Below are 18,693 nucleotides of genomic sequence, written 5' to 3' on the forward strand. Positions count from 1 at the left end.
AACGAGGAAAGTAGCGTTTGATACGAGCAATCTGTTCATGAGAAAGATAAAAAAGTTCTTTCATGGCATCCTCCCTATGCCGACAATAAGAACTTCTTACCCTTTTGGCAACTAATGAGTCCTGAGCCTAGTAAGCATTCCCTACCTCCAGACAAACTTCGGAAAATGATTTTAATATGATCGGATGAAAGTCCCCGGCTGCCCGGAAGGGCAGGCACGGAGCAACAAAAAATATTGTACAAAAAGTATACTAATGTATACTTTTCGAGTCAAGTTTTTTTCCTTTTTATAGGGCTTCACCACTCTTCACAGCCTGCGCCGTTCCCCCGGGCACGGCCCGGGCATGGAGGCCCTTCACCGTCGTTGTTCCGAGAGGCCGGAAAATGCTTCCGCTTAGTCCGCCCGCCCTTCGGAAGCCTTCTCCACGGGCCTCCACCCCGCACGGCAAAACGCCAGCAACGAAGGATTTCAGCAAAATAAATAGATATTTTCGTAAGTTATAAATGTTATACTTTCTTTTACCCTTTCTTAGCCGGCCATGATACGCTTGCACGGCAAGAAACATCAACCATGGGGCTTTCATGAACATTCTCTGTATCGGAGACAGTCTTACCTACGGCTACGGCGTCCGCCGGGCAGAAACGTGGTGCGCCCTGGCCTCGCAGCTCACGGGGCACAGCTTCATCAATAAAGGCGTCAACGGGGCGACCACCGGGGAAATGGCGGAACAGGAACTTTCCGGCGATGAGCTTTTCCTCATGGGCGGGCTGAACAATCTCTTCATGGGCATGCCCGTTGCCGTGCCTCTTGCGGATATCCGCAGGATATGCAGGCGCGCCGCAGGCATGGGCATACGCCCCACCGTGGGTATTCCCATGCAGATTTCCGACCAGGTATCGGAGGCATGGTGCGAAGGCCCCGTGGACATGGATATCGTGCGTTCCGCCTATGCGGATTTTGCCGACGAGCTTGCCCGCCGGTGCGCGGAAGACAGTGTCCCCGTCATAGATTTCCGCCCCCTCATCGGCCCGAAGCATCTTTCCTTCGACGGCATACACCTCAATAAAAGCGGGCATGAACGCATGGCGCAGGCCGTGGCCGCGCACTGGGGCACGCGGGGATGAACCGGGACGCGGGGCGTATCTTTTCCGCCCTGTCCCGGCACGGCCCCGGATCATGCCCGCCCGGGATGCGCCGGAACGGCATCCCCCCCTTCCGCGTTCCCTTCTGTTCCCGGGCAGCACAGGCGGCCATGTTCCCTGAAAATCCACCCCGTATGCCGCGCAGGGTTCCTTTCCGGGGGGCACACACGGAAGAGGCCATGCGATGTTCCGTGAAAAAGGCGCGGGCTTCAAGCAGCGCGCCGGGTTGCGCCACACGGCGGCGCTCCCATTTCTCTATCCCGGCTTTCTTGCAGGACGGGGCATCGGCTGCTACATTCCCGGCAAAGGAGCCTGCCGCCATGAACGATATTCTTACCGAAATCCCCTTCAACGAAATTCCGGGCCTGCGCACGGGACACGCGCAGGACAACGAAGGCATCACCGGCTGCACCGTCCTTCTGGCCGATACCGACATGGCGGCCGCCGTGGACGTAAGAGGCGGCGGCCCCGCCTCCCGCGAGACGGAACTGCTCTCCCCCACCGCTTCCTGCGAGCGCATACACGCCCTTCTTCTGGGCGGAGGGAGCGCCTTCGGGCTGCGGGCGGCGGAGGGCGTCATGCGCTATCTGGAAGAGAGGGGCCGGGGCTTCGATACCGGCTTCGCCTTCGTTCCGCTGGTGTGTGCTTCCTGCCTGTACGACCTGGGAATCGGAGCCCCCGGCGCCCGGCCCGATGCGGACATGGGCTATGCGGCCTGTCTCGATACCTCCCGCAACAGCGCCGACTGCGGCAATGTGGGCGCGGGCACGGGCTGCACTGTGGGCAAGCTCGGCGGCGCGGCAACCATGATGAAGTCGGGCCTCGGCTTTTATGCCGTGCGCACAGGGGAAGTGATGGTAGGGGCTGTCGTTGCGGTGAACGCCTTAGGCGACATTTTCGATATCGAAACAGGCAGGCAGACGGCAGGCATGCTTTCCCCGGACGGCCGGAGCTTCGCAAGCAGTGAACGGGCGCTCTTCCGCACCTGCGCGGAGCGCGCCGACAACCTCTTCACCGGCAACACCACCATCGGGGCCGTCGTCACTAACGCCTGCTTCGACAAAAGCCGGCTGAAGAAAATCGCCGCCATGGCTCATAACGGCTTTGCCCGGACCATCCGCCCGGTGCACACCTCCGCCGACGGCGACAGTATCTACGCCCTTTCCACGGGAAGCCTCCGCGCCAACCTGGACGCCGTGGGCACGCTGGCCGCCTATGTCATGGGCAAGGCCGTGAATCGCGCCGTGCTCTCCGCCAGAGGCATGGCGGGATGCCCTGCCGCGTGCGACCTTCCTTTCTGACGCACGCCCGGGAGCCTTCCCTTCCGCCCCCAGCTATCCTGAAGGGAGCGCGCCCTCCCGGGCAACTCTCTGGAAGAGCCCTTCTCCCCCGTGAAAAAGCTCCTACGAAAGACGCGCCTCCCCCACGGGCTTCAAGGTTCCCGCCAGCGCAGGCAGGGTGCGTACGGCGGCGAGGAAAAGAAACAGCCCCAGGCAGGGGGCGGCGGCCAGCGCCAGAAAGGCCGCGCTGTAGCTCATGTGGTGGGCGAAAAGCCCGCCGTAGGCATTGCTGAGCGAAGCGCCCACCCCCTGAATGGTGAGCACCAGGCCGAGGCCCATGTTGATATGCCCGCTGCCCTGAAGAAGGCGGGCCACAATGCCCGGCGTGGCCACGCCGAGAAGCCCTGCGCCCACGCCGTCCAGCATCTGTACAGGAAGGATGTTCCAGGGGCTCGCCCACAGCCCCGCAATGGCCCCGCGCAGAGGCAGAGCCAGAAGAGCGATGAGAAACAGCCACCCGTAGCCTTTTTTCTGCGCCACGCGCGAACCCCACAGGGCCACGACTATCATGGCGGCCTGGGCAAGGATGACGGTGCCCGCCGTATAGGCCGCGCCGTTCATCTCAAAGCGCGCCACGGCAGACTGGCCTAAAAGAGGCAGAAGGGCCGCATTGCCGAGGTGGAAGAAAAACAGCGTGAGCGCCACAGCCAGAAGGGCCTTATCGCCGAAAAGCAGGCGCACATCGCGCGAGCGCAGGGAGTTGCGCTGCCCGCCGTCCCCTTCCCCCAGGCCGCGCGCCGCGCAGTAATCAATATGAGCGGAGTTGATGCGGGCAAGGCTGAACAATGCCAGCACGCCCATCATGGCCATGACGAAAAACACGGCGATAATGCCGTAAAAATAACCGACAATACCGCTCAGCGCAGCCGTGGCCGCGTTGCCGCCGTGGCTCCACGCCTCGTTGACGCCGAGGCGGGCGGGAAGGCCCTTCTGCCCCACCATGCCCAGCGTTATGCCGGTAAGGGCGGGCATGACGGCCGCCGCCGCGACGCTCTGAAGTATCTTGGAAGAACCCGCCGCCAGCGCGCCGTCCCATAAGAACACCATGCCGCACCCGGCCACGATGAGAACGACGCTCAGGGCAATAAGCCCTCTTTTGAAGCGCGTATGGTCGGCCAGCGCCCCGAGGGGCGTATTGCAGAAAAGCTCCGCCAGACCGCCCGCCGTCATCACAAAGCCTATGGCGTCAGGCGTCCAGCCCTGCTGCTGAAAGTATACGCCGAGAAAAGGCCCCAGCCCGTCGCGCACATCCGCAAGGGCGAAGCAGAGCAGGGAAAGGAACATCAGCGAACGCTGCCTGGAAAGATCTTCCGCCATATATATTTTCCTCTGTATATAAAGAAATTTTTTCCGACCTGGGGCCCGGGCATGCCTACAGAAGCGGCGGCAGACGTCGCTCCTTCAAGGTATCTCCCGCATGGCCGTGCCGGAGAGCGAACATACCTTTCCCGCCCCTGAAGTTCAAGAGCCTCGGGTCTCATGCTCCGCAGGCTTCCGCGCCCTCCGGGGAAAACGCGCCTGCCCTCTTCCCGTACCGGAAAGGCCGAAGGAGCGCCTGCCCCGCCCTTTCCCCCGGCGAGGCCGCCCGGCAGGAAAAGGCCCGCACAGCCCTTTTCGCACGCACCTCTTTCAGGAAAGCCCGGAACTGCATGTCTGCCCCAGGGCGGCAGGCATGGCCGCACAGGCCGCACTCTGAAGAATGTATGTTTTGCCTTTTAAACAGAAAACGCCCCCTCCGCAAAACGCAGAGGGGAGCGAAATCAGAAGCGTACCCGCAGCGGCTTAGAGAGCCTGGAAGTATTCGCGGGGATGGGCGCAGGCCGGGCAGGATTCAGGAGCTTCAAGGCCTTCGTGCACATAGCCGCAGTTCTGGCAGCGCCACACGCGGGGCTTGTCGGACTTGAACACGGTGCCGGCCTCGATAGCAGCGGCAAAGGCGAGGAAGCGCTGTTCGTGATGCTGTTCGGCTACGGCGATGTTGCGCATCACGGCGGCGATGACGGGGAAGCCTTCCTCATCCGCAACCTTGGCGAAGGAAGGATACATGTCGGAATGTTCTTCGTTCTCGCCGGCGGCGGCAGCCTTCAGGTTGTCGAGGGTGGCGCCGATCACACCCGCGGGGAAGCTGGCGGTGATTTCCACATTGCCGCCTTCCAGGAACTTGAAGAGACGCTTGGCGTGTTCCTTTTCCTGATTGGCGATTTCCTCAAAGGCCTTCTGCATTTCCACATAGCCGTCCTTCTTGGCCTGGGAGGCGAAGTAGGTGTAACGGTTGCGGGCCTGGGATTCCCCGGCAAAGGCAGTGAGGATGTTCTTTTCGGTCTGAGTACCCTTCAAAGATTTCATGGCAAAAACTCCTGGTGGCAGAGAAAGGGGTATCAGCAGGCGCGCCTCTGATTCGACGCCTGCATCTCGTCCGCCATGTCGGCGGCCTTGCGCTCACATTCTTCGCAAATACCGTCGTATTCCACACGCACGGTGGTGATCCGGAACCCCGGGACGCGCAGCACCCCTATGCCCGGTTCATCCGCCCCGTCGGTAAACACGTCGGCTACTTTTCCGCATACATGGCAGCGCACATGGCGGTGCGGCTCCACTCTTCCGTCGAAACGCCGCATGGTTCCGGCGGAATCAATCTTCAATACTTCACCCATATCAGCCAGAAGATCGAGGTTGCGGTAAACCGTTCCCAGGCTGATGTGCGGCATGCGGGCCTTGACGATGGTGTACAGCTCATCAACGGTAGGATGAGTGTCCACTTTGCGCAATTCCTCAAGAATGATCCTGCGCTGGTTCGTCATTCTTGTCTTGGGCATGTTTGCTCCTCAAAAACGCTGATCTCTTGTCTGGAAAAGACAGTAACAATAATAAGAACGATTGTCAATAAGAACAAAAAGAAAATCATGCCGCAAAAACTTCCCCGCACGCGCAGGGAAAGGCACCTCGAGGGCACAGCGGAAAATCATGGCCGTATCATGAAGTCTGCGCCACCCTTTAATCACACTTCATCCTTTTGGGAGGCCACATGAACAAGGGCAGACAGGGCCTTATCCCTCCGCTCTCGCGGCGCACATTTCTGGGCTCTTCCCTCGCGGCCGCCGCGCTTGCCGGTGTGACGCGGGCCTTCGATCCGGGCGTGTCCCGGGCTCTCGCCGAAACGCTCACCGCCCTGAGGCCGCCCGTGTTCTGGCTTCAGGGCATGGGCTGCACGGGCTGCTCGGTATCGCTTTTAAACAGCCTCCATCCCTCCATCGCCGAGGTTCTCCTGCACGTCATACGCATGGACTTCCATCCCACGCTCATGGCCGATGAAGGGGAAGGGGCCATGGAATTCATGCTGCGCATGGCCGGTGAAAACGCCGGAAACTACCTTCTGGTGGTGGAAGGCGCCGTGTCCGACAAGGAGGGGGGGCGCTACTGCGTCATAGGTGAAGCTGGGCATGAAGAATTTCCCCTTTCCTCCACGCTGGAAAAGTTGGCTCCCCATGCGGCCGCGCTCCTTGCCGTGGGAGGCTGTGCAGCCTACGGTGGGGTAAGCGCGGCGCGCGGCTGCGTGACGGGAGCCTCCGGCGTGGGGGATTTTCTCAGGAAAAAAGGCATTGGCACGCCCGTCATCAACATCCCCGGCTGCCCTCCGCATCCCGACTGGATGGTGGGCACGCTGCTTCTCTTCCTCGCAGCCGTGGAAGAAAAAGGCCTCGCCGGCGGCGTGGAGGCCATGGCCCGGAATCTGGATTCCTGGGGCAGGCCCCTTGCCTTCTACGGAAACAATACCCATGAAAACTGCCCCTACCTCTATCTCTTTGATGAAGGGCGAATGGCGAAAAACCTTGCGGACAAGTCGGGCTGCCGCTACGGCATAGGCTGCAAGGGGCCGGGCGCATGGTGCGACTCGCCCATGCGCCGATGGAACGGCCGCGTGAACTGGTGCGTGGAAAACGCCCTGTGCATAGGATGCGTGCAGCCCGACTTTCCCGACGGGCAATCCCCCTTCTACCAAAAAAACCTCTGGTAGCGGAACAAGCATCTCCCCCCGGCAACGCATACAATAGGGAAGGCGGCGCAATACTCTCCGCACGCCGCAGGGGCATGCGCAAAAACGCCCGGACGGCTCCCCCAAAACCCGCACTTCTCCCCTTCATACTCTTACGCCGAAACATAAGGAAAAAACATGGCCGTTTCCCTTGCCATAGATCCCATTACCCGTATCGAAGGGCATCTCAAGGCCCGGCTGGATATCGACGGAGGAACCGTGCGCGACGCATGGCTCACCGGCGGCATGTTCCGCGGCTTTGAAACTATACTCATGGGCCGCGTCCCGACGGACGCCCCTCAGATAGTGCAGCGCATCTGCGGCGTGTGCCCTGTCTCCCACGCCCTTGCATCCTGCATGGCGCTGGAAGACGCCTTCGGCATCACCTGCCCGAGGGAAGGCGTCCTCTTGAGAAATCTCATGCAGGGCGCGAACTTCCTCCAGTCGCATATCCTGAGCTTTTATCAGCTTTCCAGCCAGGATTTCTTCCGGGGGCCTTCGGAAGCGCCCTTTTTCCCGCGCCAAAAAAAACCGGATCTGCGCCTCGGCGAAGCGGCCACGGCCATGATGCTCGACCAGTATCTGGAATCTCTCGATATCCGCGCCCTGTGCCATGAAATGGCGGCCGTTTTCGGCGGGCGCATGCCCCATGTGCACGGCATCGTACCGGGCGGGGCCTCCGCTTCCTCCACCGCCGGACAGATAGGGGAATTCCGTTCCCGGCTGAAAAAAGTGCTCGCTTTCATTGAAAAGCGCTACGTTCCCCTGCTTTACCTTCTGTCGGAAAGCTATGCCGACCTTGCCCGCGTGGGCAGAGGCTGGGCAAACGCCCTGTGCATGGGCGTCTTCCCTCACCCCGATACAGGCAGTTTTTCCCTGCATGCGGGGGTATGGGCGGGAGGAAAGGAATATCCCTTCGACCCGGAAAAAGTCATGGAAAATGTGCGCTACTCCTGGTTCTCCGAACATTCCGGCGGCAGCCCCTTCAACGCGCCGCCTCCCTCCGTGGCGCTGGACAAACCCGGGGCCTACAGTTTTTCCAAGGCCGCGCGCTACGACGGCCTGCCCATGGAAGTGGGGCCGCACGCCCGCCTGTGGATAAACAACATGGAGCTTTCCCCCATGGGGCGGGAACTTGCCCCGAGGCATCTGGGCATAAAGGCTTCGCGTTTCCGTGAGCTCGGCGAAGGCTTCGTGTTCTCCATCATGGGCAGGCATCTGGCCCGGGCGGAGGAAACCTGGCTTGTCGCCAAAGCCATGGAAGGCTGGCTGGATGCGCTGAAGCCCGGCGATGCAGCTCTCGCGCCCCTGCCGGACATGCGGGACGGGGAAGGCTGCAGCTTTACCGAAGCGCCGCGCGGTTCGCTCATGCACTGCCTGAAGGTAAAGGAAGGCCGCCTGACCTTCTATCAGATACTGCCTGCCACCTTGTGGAATGCCTCCCCCCGTGACGACGCAGGCCTGCGCGGCCCCATGGAGGAAGCTCTGGTGGGCCTGCCCGTGCCCGATGAAAAAAGCCCGGTGAACGCAGGACGGCTGGTGCGCGCCTTCGACCCCTGACTGGGCTGCGCCGTGCATGTGATGCACAAGAAAAGCGAAGCATAATCGCCTGGAAAAAGGGCGGGTATGGAAGACTCCATACCCGCCCTTTTTCACTCGATACGCCTCACGCAGGCATGCGCCGCAGCCCGTCAGGCCTTTTTATCGTTCCTCCGGGCCATGAAAAAGAAGAAAAGCACACAGAGGCTGGATATGACGGCCACCACGGCCATAGGCACGGCGGTACTTGAGCCGCCGAGCCCCACCAGAGGAGAAGCTGCCGCGCCGAACACGAAGGACGTCACGCCCAGAAGGCCGGAAGCACTGCCCGCACCGCCCTTCTGCGCAGCTATGGCCAGAGAAAAACTGGTGGTCGTGGTGATGCCTATGCTCGAAACGAAGAAAAACAGCGCCCCTGTCATAAATGCTACAGGAAGATGCAGCACGGCCACTACGGCCACACACACGGCCGAAAGCAGGGAAAGGAACACGCCTGCGAAAAGCAGCTTTCTGTCGCCGTAGGCGGTGCAGAGGCGGCCCGTAATCTGAGCGAAAAGCATGATGCCGAAACCGTTGAGGCCGAAACACAGGGCGTACTGCTGCGCCGAAAGACCGTAGAGATTCTGGAGCACGAAGGGGGAGGCGGAAATATAACCGAAAAAGCCCGCCATGACGAAGCCCTGTATCAGCATGTAGGAAAGAAAGACACGGTTGCCGAACAGGCGGAGCATGGATCGGATGGACTGGAGCATCCCGCCCTGCACGCGCTTTTCTCCAGGCAGCGTCTCCGAGTAGCCGAAAAAGACCAGGGAGAACTGGGCCACTCCGCAAAGAGTGAGAAAAAGAAAAATAGCGGGCCACTGGAAAAAATTCATGATCTGCCCGCCGAGGACGGGACCGAATATGGGGGCCACGCCGTTGATGAGCATAAGCAGGGAAAAGAACTTCGTAAGCTCCGTCCCCCGGAACAGGTCGCAGGCAATGGCGCGCGAAAGCACGACGCCCCCGCTGCCCGCAAGGCCCTGGATGAAGCGCAGCACCACAAGTTCCCCGACGCCGGAGGCTCTCGAACAGAAAAAGGAAGCCAAAATGAACACGGCAAGGGAACAGAGCAGAGGGAACTTGCGGCCGTGGGCGTCGCTGAAAGGCCCGAGCACGATCTGCCCGAGAGAAAGGCCCAGAAGGCAGGCTGTAATGCTGAGCTGCATCTGCGAGGCGCTGCTGGAAAGCTGCTCCGCCATACTGGGCAGGGCGGGCAGGTACAAATCCGTGCAGAGGGGGCCCATGGCGGCGAGAAAGCCGAGAACCGACGCCATGAAAAGGCGTGCCCCGGCACTTTTAAAGGGTGAAACAGACATAAACACTCCGTGGGACGAAAGGAACCGATTATGGCTCGGCACAGCTCTCCCGCGCCCTCCAAGACACAGGCAGAGGAAAGATAGGCAAGAAAACAAGTTTCGTCCAGTGGCGGGAAGCCATAAAAAATGCCCCCGGCCCATCCTTGGCGGAAAAGCCGGGAGCGCTTCCGGGAGGCGGGCGTTACGCCCGCCTTTTCCGATCTTATTTCTTGTCCAGCGTCACCGTGAGGAAGAAAGTGTCGCCGCGACGGTTGACCTGCAGCATAACTGCACCGCGTTCCTTGCCTTCCTTGCGTACGATGGAGGCAAGTTCATCCACTTTCGTCACAGGCTGGAGGTTGGCGGAAAGGATCACGTCGCCGGAGCGCAGGCCGCCTTCAGCCGCAGGGCTGCCGTTCTTCACGTTCACCACAAGAAGGCCCTTCACGTCGCCGGAAAGCTGGAGCGCTCGGGCATCCTCAGGGCTGAGGGGCTGCACGCTCACGCCGAGCTCCGTGCCTTCACTCTGCCCGGCATCCTTGGAAACCGTGCTGTGGGAGGCGCGTTCGCCGAGCTTCACCGTCATCTTCTTTTCCTTGCCGTTGCGCAGGACTACCACATCCACCTTAGTGTCGGGCTTGAGGCCCGCTACGCTGCGTGTCAGGGCAGAAGCGCTGTCGATATCATGATCGCCCACGCGGATGATCACGTCGCCCGCGAGCAGGCCGGCATTGAACGCAGGTTCGCCGGGCATGACGGAACCGATGAGCGCGCCGCGGGTATCCTTGAGGCCCAGAGCCCTGGCCATGTTTTCTTCCACATCCTGAACAGTCACACCGAGCCAGCCACGGCTGACCTTCTTGCCGGCGCGCAGATCGTCAATGACGCGGGAGGCGAGATTGCTGGGAATGGCGAAGCCTATGCCCTGGCCGTTGGCGGAAATGGCCGTGTTGATGCCTATGACCTCGCCCGCCATATTGATGAGCGGGCCGCCGCTGTTACCGGGGTTGATGGAAGCGTCGGTCTGAAGGAAATTGTCAAAGGGGCCGGAATGAATGTCGCGACCCTTGGCGCTCAGGATACCCGCCGTCACAGTATTGCTCAGGCCGAAGGGGTTGCCTATGGCAAGAACCCAGTCCCCCACTTCCAACGCGTCAGAATCGCCGAACTTCAGGACGGGAAGCTTTTCCTTGCTTTCCACCTTGAGCAGGGCAAGGTCAGTTTCCTCGTCGGTGCCCACAACCTTCGCGGGAAGCCCGGCGGACTTGTCGCCGTTGAACTTCACGGTGACTTTGTCGGCCCCTTCCACTACATGGTTGTTGGTGACGATATAGCCGTCGGAGGAAATGATGAAGCCGGAGCCGAGAGCGCTGCTCTTACGCTTGGGCATGGGCTGGCCCGGCTGCCTGCCGAAGGGGCCGCCGAACTGCTCAAAGAAATGTTCCATGCCGGGGAAATTGAACATGTCCATTACAGGGCTTTCCACTTCACGCTCGGTGCTGATGTTCACCACCGCAGGCCCGGCACTCTTGGCCAGAGGTACAAAGTCGGGCAATGTGGGAGCCGCCGAGGCGGACGTGGCCAGAAACACAAAACCGGTGACGGCAAGAGCCGTTTTTTTAAGGATGCCGTTCATAGGATCTCCTTGCAGAATCAAAAATGTGGGCATGGAAAAGAAGAAACTCCATGCGTGCCATGGTATCCCGGGCTGAACGCCCGCGCCATTGTAAAGACGGGAAAGGAAGCCCTTCGCCTACTCCGCCCCGCCGCCGGTGGAGCTGCCGCAGGAGGAACAGTTGCCGTGGCAGGGGCTGTTGCGGTTGAGCCTTTTATCGTTCATCCATGCCGGCCTCGGCCCTATCTTGAAGGGAAAAGCCCCTGTCTTCAAAGGGCTGGGCGCGGAAACAAGGCGGGCCGTATCTTCAGAACCGCATTTCGGGCAGCGGATAACATCGTCGTCGTCAAAAGCCAGCTCCTCAAAAGTATGCCGGCAGGCCTTACATTCAAAATCATACAACGGCATGGCAGAACTCCTCGCGAGAAAAATGGAAGGCGGCGTCTTTCCTTCCGTCTCCTTCCAGCTGCTAAGTAAGCACCCTACACCAGCTGACAAGGTTAAGGCAAAAGGCTTTTTCGCCCCTTCAGCAGGCGCCGGAAAGATTTGGTAAGGATTTTTTGTAAGTAATACCTGAAAGTTATATTTTTTCTTATCAGAAATTCCAAGCAGAAGCCCGGCGGAAAGGTAATTCTTGCATAGTGTTACAGTATGTACCCCATGCGGGAAAACATGCTTGTACCGCGGCAGGAAAAACGCACAGAAAAGACGCGGAAAAGAGGCTCCCGTCTTCTCAGAAAATGCGGGGCCTCCCCGCGCAGCCTTTGCGGAAGGAGCGGTTCCCTAGCGGCCCGACGCACGGTGAAAGTACACCCCCCTGCCGGAAAGTTCCGCCTTCACCCCCCCTCCGAAAGAAAAATGCCGGGGAAAAAGCCTTCTCAGCCAGGCCGCCTCCACCCTTTCCAGGCTATCGGCCCGCACCTCTCCGCCCATGCGGCCGAGGGCCTCCGCCATGGCGCGCATCCTGCCTTCTCCTCCGAGTTTCTTCAGCGCTTCGTCGGAAATCAAAAGGCCTCCGTCAGCCTCTTCTAAGGCCAGGCCCGCCTGAGCCTTCCAGGCAGCCCTGTCCCTTTGCGCGCAGCGCCATAACCGGCGCACGCTTTCATAGAAATTCGGATTTTCCGCCAGGAAAAGAGGCAGCATGTCGTGCCGCACGCGGTTGCGCTTCCAGGCCCGATCTGCATTGGAGGAGTCTTCCCGCCAAGGCACTCCGAGGCGCAGCAGCATGCCGGAAAGATCTTTTTTTTCCAGCATGAGCAGGGGCCGGAGCACTCGCCTGCCCTCTTCCTCCACCACGGCCTCCATGCCGCCGAGGCCGGGCCAGGCCGCACCGCGCATAAGGCGCATGAGCACATCCTCCGCCAGATCTCCCACATGATGCGCCGTGAGTATCCAGCTAGCGCCCCAATCCCTCCGGCAATCCTCCAGAAAAGCATAACGCACCCTCCGGCCCGCTTCCTCTACGCCGCAGCGCCAGAGGCGGGCCTTCTCACCCACGTCTTCACGCCGTGAAAAAAAGCCGACCCCAAGCTCCCGGCACAGGGCGCAAGCCGCCTCCGCCTCCTCCGCACTCTCCTTCCTGAGCGCGTGATCAAGATGCGCGGCGGCAAGGGAAAGGCCGTATTTCCCGCGCAAAGCGCAAAAGAGAACAAGAAGCGCCGTGGAATCCGCCCCGCCGGAAAGGGCGATGAGAAGCCGCGCCCCCTGAAGGGGCACGCCCAATTCACTCTCCGTAAACCTCGCAACCAGAAGCGCCGTGCGTGCGTCTTCCGCGTCAAGGTCTTTCAGAGAAAAGGAAGGGGTCAGCATGGCATCTCCTTGTCGGCAAAGGCCGGTTCTTATCAAACGCGCCCACGCACGGCAGAAACGCGGCTTCCCGGAAGTGTCGGGCCGAAACTACCTGCCGTGCGCGCCTTCTGTCAAACACGGGGGACGAAAAAGGGGCCGGACGGCCCCCTGTATCAGATATCGTGATGCAGCATGCGGTACTGAGCCATTTCCTCGTATTTCGTGCCGGGCCTGCCGTAATTGCAGTACGGGTAAATGGAAATACCGCCGCGGGGCGTGAAGATGCCCGTCACCTCAATATACCGCGGATTCATGAGGCGTATGAGATCCTTCATAATGGTGTTCACGCAGTCCTCATGAAAGTCGCCGTGATTGCGAAAGCTGAACAAATAAAGCTTGAGGCTCTTGCTTTCCACCATTTTCACGTCGGGAATATATTCAATGCGTATTTCCGCGAAATCCGGCTGTCCCGTGATGGGGCAGAGGCTGGTGAACTCCGGGCAGTTGAAACGCACCCAGTAATCGTGCTCCAGATGCCTGTTTTCAAAAGTTTCCAGCACTTCCGGAGCGTAGTCCTGCCGGTAGGTTGTAGGGGAACCTAGCTGAGTGAGATGGTCTTCACTTCTGTCATGCATGGGTCTTGCCTCCTCCAGAGGATGGGTTCCTCTCTTCGACGGAACGCTTTTTTCGTTCAAGGTACTGCTCCAGCCCGCGGCGACGCAGTATGCACGCCGGACATTCGCCGCAGCCGTCGCCCGGTACGCCGTTGTAGCAGGTAAGGGTCCGATAGCGTACAAGGTCGAAAATGCCGAGCCTGTCCGCCAGTTCCCAGGTCTGCGACTTGTCGAGCCACATAAGCGGCGTGTGGAGGACAAACTGCTCATCCATGGCCAGATTGAGGGTGACGTTCAGGGAACGGATAAAGGTATCCCGGCAGTCGGGATAGCCGGAAAAATCCGTCTGGGAAACCCCGGTGACGATATCCCTCATGCCGTGCTCCCTCGCGCATACCGCGGCCACGCTGAGAAAGAACAGATTTCTGCCCGGCACGAAGGTATTGGGGAAGCCTCCCTGAGGGATATTCCTGTCCATGACTATGCCCTCATCTGTAAGAGCGCTTTTCCCCACTCGGGAAATGAAGCTCATATCCTCCACATCCAGAGGAACTTTCGCCTCTTCGGCAATGGCGCGGGCCATGTCCAGCTCCAGCCTGTGCCTCTGCCCGTAGAAGAAGCTTACGGCCCGCACATTCTCAAAGTGCTCCTTAGCCCAGAAAAGGCAGGTAGTGGAATCCTGCCCGCCGCTGAATACCACAAGAGCACCGCTCATCAGGCTATCTCACGCACTTTCAGAATGTTGTAGGAGATACCCTCGTCGTACACGTCGATCTGTTCCGTGCGCTTGATATAACTCACCACGCGGATAGTCACGGGCAGGACAAGTATCTCATAGAGCGTTTTCAGCATGGTCTGGGCCAGCATCATAGGGAGCATGTCGGAAAGGGGAATGACGCCCGCAAAGGCGAAGGGGAAAAAGATGAGCGAATCCACGCCCTCGCCGAGCAGCGTGGAAAGTATGGCCCGCACCGAAAAATGCTTCCCCCTGGAGACCACCTTCATCCGGCTCATGACATAGGCGTTCAGAAAGGAACCGGCCAGAAAGGCGAGAAAGCTCGCAGCCGCAATGCGCGGAGCCAGGCCGAAGAGGTAGTTGAAATGCTCCGCCCCGTCCCAGAAGGGCGCAGGAGGAAGCAGTACCGCAATCTGGCCGAGGGCCGCCACCATAAAATTCATGGCAAAGCCCATCCAGATGATGAAGCGCGCCCTGCGAAATCCCCATACCTCGGCGATACAGTCGTTGATGATGTAGGAAACAGGAAAGATGATGACGGCCGCGGGCAGGGCGAACGAGCCCAGCATGAAAATCTTGGCGGCCAGCAGATTGGAAAGGATGAGGCATGCGCAGAACACGATGCCGAGAGTCATGAACGTCGCAGAAAAGGAATACTGTTTCATAGCTTGTTTTTAACGTGGTTCTCAAGCACACGGTGAAAAAGGTGAAAATCGTTGCCATGGACAAAGGGATCGGCAGGCGCCCTGTGGGGCAAAAGCGCAATCTCCTCCTTCTCTGCGCCCGTGTTCAGGCCCCGACCCGGAAGCGACTATGCACCAAAGAGCGCTGCAAGGCAAATGTTCCCCAAAGGGCACCTTCCCCTTTTACAAACATATCCTGCCGCGATTCTACAAAAGCGTGACATTACGGTTTTCCATCGTCTCCGCATCTCGGCTTGACAGATGGAATCTTTCATGGAAAACATGTCTGGCACTCCGTTCTTTTTCCGATTTTGTAAAAGAACAGAACTCTTATACGACCGGACGCCGCACGGAGCAGCAGGCGGCCGGACGCCCCTGCCATTCTTCCCGCCGCTTTTTCTGCGGCGGCACGCGTTTACCGGAGGAGTTTCATGAAAACACGCATCAGCCTGCCCGCGCAAATGGCCATAGGCATGGCCCTCGGCGTGGCCGCCGGCCTTGCCGCACCCTCCATGGGGTTCGACACCGCCTGGTTCAAGCCTATCGGCCAGCTTTTCATCAACCTGATCCGCATGGTCGTCGTGCCCCTAGTGCTCACTACCATCGTCGCGGGCGCCGCCAGCGTGGGCGACCTCAGCAAACTCGGCCGCCTGGCTTCCAAAACGCTTATTTACTACTTCTGCACCACCGCCGTGGCAGTATTCATCGGCCTTTTCTTCGCCAATATCCTGAACCCCGGCGAAGGGCTCAATCTCTCCACTGAGGGGCTCAAGGCACAGGCCGTGCAGGCCCCGAAAATGATGGACGTATTCCTCAACATCGTGCCCCTGAACCCCATCGACTCCATGAGCAAGGGCAACATGCTGCAGGTCATCTTTTTCGCCATGATCTTCGGCTTCGGCCTGAGCGCCGTGGGCGAAAAGGGCAGAACAGTACTCTCTTTCTTTGAAGGCTGCGCAGAAGTCATGATCAAAGTCACCAACATGGTCATGATCTACGCCCCCTTCGGCGTATTCGGCCTCATAGCCTTCACCGTGGCCAGCCACGGCGCGGCCGTGCTGCTGCCCCTGCTCAAGGTCATAGGCGTCATGTACCTCGCCTGCCTCTGTCATGTAATCTTCTGCTACATGCCCCTGGTAAAGGCCTGCGGCCTCAGCATCTCCCTGTTTTTCAGGATGCTTGCCGCTCCCATGATCATCTCCTTCACCACCTGCTCCAGCGCCGCCGCCCTTTCCACCAACCTCATCCAGGTGCAGAAACTCGGCGCGTCCCGCCCCGTAGCCTCCTTCTCCATCCCGCTCGGCAACACCATCAACATGGACGGTACCGCCGTGTACATGGGCGTGGTGGCCATATTCGTGGCAGAGCTGTACGGCATCCCCATGCCCTTCGACAAGCAGTTTGAAGTGATCCTCGTAGGTGTGCTCGCATCCATAGGTACCGTGGGCGTGCCCGGGGCCGGGCTTCTCATGAGCTCCATCGTGTTCACCCAGGTGGGGATTCCGCTGGAGGGCATCGCCATCATCGCCGGCATCGACCGCGTGATGGATATGGCCCGCACCTCCGTCAACGTCCTCGGCGACGCCACCGGCGCCCTTGTCGTTTCCCGCTGGGAAGGCGACCTCGATATGGAAGCCGGAGCCCGCTTCGCCGCTGAAGAAGGCGAATAACCCCACGCCATGTCTGGAAAAGGCCGCCCTTACCGGCGGCCTTTTTTTGCGCCCGGGCAAGGGTTCAAGCTCTTTTCTCCAGCGTTCCCTCCCGGAAGCCGCGCACTTCCTTCTTGCCATGCGCCCCCTCTTGCCGATACAAACAAAGGCCAAAGGAGCATATCATGATAGCCAAGGCCCGCGCCGACCAGCTCGTTTTTGAACAGGGGCTTGCCGAAAGCAAGGAACAGGCCCGTCGCCTCATCATGGCGGGCAAGGTGGCTCTCGCCCCCGATGAGGAGCACCCCGAAAAAAAACCGGAACCGGTGCAGAAGCCCGGCCATCCCTACAAGATCACCACGCGCTTCCAGCTTGTAGGCGTGGAGCGCTTCGTCAGCCGGGGAGCCTACAAGCTGCTCACCGCGCTGGAAGAATACCACATCGACGTGACCGGCTTCGTATGCCTGGACGCGGGCGCTTCCACCGGCGGCTTCACCGACTGCCTGCTCCAGTACGGAGCCGCGCGCGTCTATGCCGTGGACGTGGGGCATGCCCAGCTGCATGAGCGACTGCGCGCCGATTCCCGTGTCATTTCCCGCGAGGGCGTGAATCTGCGCACGGCCCCGCCGGAACTCATCCCGGAACAGATAGACATGATCGTAGCCGACGTGTCCTTCATTTCCCTGACTATGGTGCTGCCGCACTGCCTGCGCTGGCTGAAGGAAGGCGGTATCGCCGTGGGCCTCATCAAGCCACAGTTCGAGGTAGGCCCGGGGCAGACGGTGAAGGGAGTGGTGCGAGACGAAACACTGCGCCAGGAAGCCGTGGACAGGGTGCTCCGCTTCATGGAAGGCGAAGGCCTGACCTGCCTCGGCGTCACGCCCGCGGCCATACGCGGCCCCAAGGGCAACCAGGAATTTCTGGCCTACTGGCAAAAAAAAACGCAGCCCTGAACGCCCGGGACGCTCCCCTCCCCACCGCCATTAAGGCGCGCAAAGGAATTCCCATGAAAGACCTCTCCTCCTTCAGCCCCAGGCGCATCCTCGTCTGCCAGCAGCGGCAGATAGGCGACGTACTGCTTTCCACCCCTGTGTTTGAACTACTGAAACGGCGCTTCCCCGAAGCGGAACTGCACCTGTTCACGGAAAAAAAGTGCGAGCCTCTTCTGCGCCACAACCCCTTCATCCATGCCTTCCACCTTATCGACAAAAAGGGCGGATTCTTCCGCCAGCTGAACTTCTATCACAAAGTGGCGGCGCTCGGTTTCGACCTCGTCATAGACCTTCAGCAACTGCCGCGCTGCCGTATGATGACGCGCATGACGCATGCCCCCGTGAGGCTTTCCTTCCCCTCATCCCTGCTTTCCCGCTGGCGCTACAACTGTCTTGTCCGCCCGGAAGAAGGCTATGCCTCCCGGACCAAAGTTTCCCTGCTCGCTCCCCTCGGCATACGCTGGCAGGGGGAAGGGCCGCGCATCTACCTTCTGGAAGAAGAACGGCGCAAGGCCCGGGAGCTTCTGAAAAGCTGCGGCCTGCAAGACGGGCAGCGCCTCATCGCTATAGACTCCACCCATCGCCGCGCCTCCAAGCGCTGGCCTGTGGAACGCTTCGCTGCCCTCATGAGCCTTCTTGCCGGGCATGATCCTTCGCTGCGCTTCCTGCTCCTGCGCGGCCCGGGGGAAGATGCGGACATTGCCGCCCTGCGCGGGCTCTGCCTGGGCGCGGGCCTGGCCCCGGAAGCCCTTCTTGTACCTGAGCCCCTGCCGGACATTCGCCTCTCCGCCGCATGTCTCGCCGAGGCTTCGCTGCTTGTGGGCAACTGCTCCTCCCCTCGCCACATGGCGGCCGCGCTGAACGTGCCGAGCCTCGTCATTCCCGGAGCCTCAGGCACGGCATGGCGCTACCCCTCGCCCCTGCATCGGGAACTGCGCCCCGCCCTGCCCTGCCAGCCTTGCTCCAAGACCGACTGCCAAGATCCCCAGTGCCTTCTGCGCGTGACTGCGGAAGAGGCCTTCACCCATGCCCTGGAGCTTCTGAACACGGCAAAAAGCGTTCCTACCTCCTGAACCGGACGCGCTCTCTCCTGTCAAAAGGGGCCCCACCGGCATAGCCGGTGGTTCCTCTTATGCGCCTGTAAGGCTTTCTTACCAGCCGCGCCCTAGCAGGCGCATGTACGGTCTGACATCTGCATTTCTGTTACCGGCGGCCCGTAAACGGG

17 protein-coding genes are annotated in these 18,693 nt (G+C 60.3%); 7 read left to right on the top strand and 10 right to left on the bottom strand.

The features are described 5' to 3' along the window. Window positions 1-581: 581 nt before the first annotated feature. Window positions 582-1,124: a GDSL-type esterase/lipase family protein gene (locus K8W16_RS02640; protein WP_304120907.1), complete on the top strand. Its 543-nt coding sequence runs from the start codon at window positions 582-584 to the stop codon at window positions 1,122-1,124. Window positions 1,125-1,462: 338 nt separating this feature from the next. After that, window positions 1,463-2,443: a P1 family peptidase gene (locus tag K8W16_RS02645; protein WP_304120908.1), complete on the top strand. Its 981-nt coding sequence runs from the start codon at window positions 1,463-1,465 to the stop codon at window positions 2,441-2,443. A gap of 102 nt (window positions 2,444-2,545) precedes the next feature. Here K8W16_RS02645 and K8W16_RS02650 read toward each other — a convergent pair whose 3' ends face one another. The 3 genes from K8W16_RS02650 to K8W16_RS02660 all read right to left on the bottom strand — a co-directional run bounded on the left by K8W16_RS02650 (window position 2,546) and on the right by K8W16_RS02660 (window position 5,298). Further along, complete coding sequence (locus tag K8W16_RS02650) at window positions 2,546-3,799, bottom strand: MFS transporter (protein WP_304120910.1); 1,254 nt, start codon at window positions 3,797-3,799, stop codon at window positions 2,546-2,548. A 465-nt stretch (window positions 3,800-4,264) separates the two neighbouring features. Continuing rightward, window positions 4,265-4,828, bottom strand: a complete 564-nt coding sequence (gene rbr, locus K8W16_RS02655) for a rubrerythrin (protein ID WP_304120912.1) — start codon at window positions 4,826-4,828, stop codon at window positions 4,265-4,267. A gap of 32 nt (window positions 4,829-4,860) precedes the next feature. Continuing rightward, window positions 4,861-5,298, bottom strand: coding sequence for a Fur family transcriptional regulator (locus K8W16_RS02660; protein WP_304120913.1), 438 nt, complete (start codon window positions 5,296-5,298; stop codon window positions 4,861-4,863). Window positions 5,299-5,507: 209 nt separating this feature from the next. On the opposite strand from K8W16_RS02660, the gene K8W16_RS02665 reads away from it, so the two are divergent. Next, entirely contained in the window at window positions 5,508-6,497 is a 990-nt protein-coding gene (locus K8W16_RS02665) for a hydrogenase small subunit (protein WP_304120914.1), read from the top strand. Window positions 6,498-6,653: 156 nt separating this feature from the next. Beyond that, the gene (locus K8W16_RS02670; protein WP_304120915.1) at window positions 6,654-8,075 is read left to right on the top strand and encodes a nickel-dependent hydrogenase large subunit; all 1,422 of its coding nucleotides are present in this window, start codon (window positions 6,654-6,656) and stop codon (window positions 8,073-8,075) included. A gap of 131 nt (window positions 8,076-8,206) precedes the next feature. Here the strand turns inward: K8W16_RS02670 and K8W16_RS02675 are convergent, their stop codons facing one another. The 7 genes from K8W16_RS02675 to K8W16_RS02705 all read right to left on the bottom strand — a co-directional run bounded on the left by K8W16_RS02675 (window position 8,207) and on the right by K8W16_RS02705 (window position 14,809). Continuing rightward, entirely contained in the window at window positions 8,207-9,412 is a 1,206-nt protein-coding gene (locus K8W16_RS02675; protein ID WP_304120917.1) for a multidrug effflux MFS transporter, read from the bottom strand. Between the two features lie 202 nt (window positions 9,413-9,614). Beyond that, on the bottom strand, window positions 9,615-11,027 hold the full coding sequence (locus tag K8W16_RS02680) for a DegQ family serine endoprotease (RefSeq protein WP_304120919.1): 1,413 nt from the start codon (window positions 11,025-11,027) through the stop codon (window positions 9,615-9,617). Window positions 11,028-11,144: 117 nt separating this feature from the next. Next, on the bottom strand, window positions 11,145-11,414 hold the full coding sequence (locus tag K8W16_RS02685) for a zinc ribbon domain-containing protein (RefSeq protein ID WP_304120921.1): 270 nt from the start codon (window positions 11,412-11,414) through the stop codon (window positions 11,145-11,147). 375 nt (window positions 11,415-11,789) lie between these two features. After that, window positions 11,790-12,815, bottom strand: a complete 1,026-nt coding sequence (tilS, locus tag K8W16_RS02690) for a tRNA lysidine(34) synthetase TilS (protein WP_304120923.1) — start codon at window positions 12,813-12,815, stop codon at window positions 11,790-11,792. Window positions 12,816-12,967: 152 nt separating this feature from the next. Then, complete coding sequence (queF, locus tag K8W16_RS02695) at window positions 12,968-13,429, bottom strand: preQ(1) synthase (RefSeq protein WP_304120925.1); 462 nt, start codon at window positions 13,427-13,429, stop codon at window positions 12,968-12,970. Next, window positions 13,422-14,123, bottom strand: coding sequence for a 7-cyano-7-deazaguanine synthase QueC (gene queC, locus K8W16_RS02700; protein WP_304120927.1), 702 nt, complete (start codon window positions 14,121-14,123; stop codon window positions 13,422-13,424). Before queC ends, queF begins: the two co-directional genes overlap by 8 nt. Further along, window positions 14,123-14,809, bottom strand: a complete 687-nt coding sequence (locus K8W16_RS02705; protein WP_304120930.1) for a queuosine precursor transporter — start codon at window positions 14,807-14,809, stop codon at window positions 14,123-14,125. Before K8W16_RS02705 ends, queC begins: the two co-directional genes overlap by 1 nt. 449 nt (window positions 14,810-15,258) lie before the next feature. On the opposite strand from K8W16_RS02705, the gene K8W16_RS02710 reads away from it, so the two are divergent. The 3 genes from K8W16_RS02710 to K8W16_RS02720 all read left to right on the top strand — a co-directional run bounded on the left by K8W16_RS02710 (window position 15,259) and on the right by K8W16_RS02720 (window position 18,541). Beyond that, window positions 15,259-16,497, top strand: coding sequence for a dicarboxylate/amino acid:cation symporter (locus K8W16_RS02710; protein WP_304120932.1), 1,239 nt, complete (start codon window positions 15,259-15,261; stop codon window positions 16,495-16,497). Window positions 16,498-16,661: 164 nt separating this feature from the next. Continuing rightward, on the top strand, window positions 16,662-17,429 hold the full coding sequence (locus K8W16_RS02715) for a TlyA family RNA methyltransferase (RefSeq protein WP_304120933.1): 768 nt from the start codon (window positions 16,662-16,664) through the stop codon (window positions 17,427-17,429). 53 nt (window positions 17,430-17,482) lie between these two features. Beyond that, on the top strand, window positions 17,483-18,541 hold the full coding sequence (locus K8W16_RS02720) for a glycosyltransferase family 9 protein (RefSeq protein ID WP_304120935.1): 1,059 nt from the start codon (window positions 17,483-17,485) through the stop codon (window positions 18,539-18,541). The last annotated feature ends 152 nt before the right edge of the window (window positions 18,542-18,693 follow it).

Source organism: Mailhella massiliensis (assembly GCF_020741395.1).
GTDB lineage: Bacteria > Desulfobacterota > Desulfovibrionia > Desulfovibrionales > Desulfovibrionaceae > Mailhella > Mailhella massiliensis_A.

Coding starts and splice junctions, on each gene's coding strand:
- K8W16_RS02640 (WP_304120907.1), top strand. CDS start 582: ATGAACATTCTCTGTATCGGAGACAGTCTTACCTACGGCTACGGCGTC.
- K8W16_RS02645 (WP_304120908.1), top strand. CDS start 1,463: ATGAACGATATTCTTACCGAAATCCCCTTCAACGAAATTCCGGGCCTG.
- K8W16_RS02650 (WP_304120910.1), bottom strand. CDS start 3,799: ATGGCGGAAGATCTTTCCAGGCAGCGTTCGCTGATGTTCCTTTCCCTG.
- rbr (WP_304120912.1), bottom strand. CDS start 4,828: ATGAAATCTTTGAAGGGTACTCAGACCGAAAAGAACATCCTCACTGCC.
- K8W16_RS02660 (WP_304120913.1), bottom strand. CDS start 5,298: ATGCCCAAGACAAGAATGACGAACCAGCGCAGGATCATTCTTGAGGAA.
- K8W16_RS02665 (WP_304120914.1), top strand. CDS start 5,508: ATGAACAAGGGCAGACAGGGCCTTATCCCTCCGCTCTCGCGGCGCACA.
- K8W16_RS02670 (WP_304120915.1), top strand. CDS start 6,654: ATGGCCGTTTCCCTTGCCATAGATCCCATTACCCGTATCGAAGGGCAT.
- K8W16_RS02675 (WP_304120917.1), bottom strand. CDS start 9,412: ATGTCTGTTTCACCCTTTAAAAGTGCCGGGGCACGCCTTTTCATGGCG.
- K8W16_RS02680 (WP_304120919.1), bottom strand. CDS start 11,027: ATGAACGGCATCCTTAAAAAAACGGCTCTTGCCGTCACCGGTTTTGTG.
- K8W16_RS02685 (WP_304120921.1), bottom strand. CDS start 11,414: ATGCCGTTGTATGATTTTGAATGTAAGGCCTGCCGGCATACTTTTGAG.
- tilS (WP_304120923.1), bottom strand. CDS start 12,815: ATGCTGACCCCTTCCTTTTCTCTGAAAGACCTTGACGCGGAAGACGCA.
- queF (WP_304120925.1), bottom strand. CDS start 13,429: ATGCATGACAGAAGTGAAGACCATCTCACTCAGCTAGGTTCCCCTACA.
- queC (WP_304120927.1), bottom strand. CDS start 14,123: ATGAGCGGTGCTCTTGTGGTATTCAGCGGCGGGCAGGATTCCACTACC.
- K8W16_RS02705 (WP_304120930.1), bottom strand. CDS start 14,809: ATGAAACAGTATTCCTTTTCTGCGACGTTCATGACTCTCGGCATCGTG.
- K8W16_RS02710 (WP_304120932.1), top strand. CDS start 15,259: ATGAAAACACGCATCAGCCTGCCCGCGCAAATGGCCATAGGCATGGCC.
- K8W16_RS02715 (WP_304120933.1), top strand. CDS start 16,662: ATGATAGCCAAGGCCCGCGCCGACCAGCTCGTTTTTGAACAGGGGCTT.
- K8W16_RS02720 (WP_304120935.1), top strand. CDS start 17,483: ATGAAAGACCTCTCCTCCTTCAGCCCCAGGCGCATCCTCGTCTGCCAG.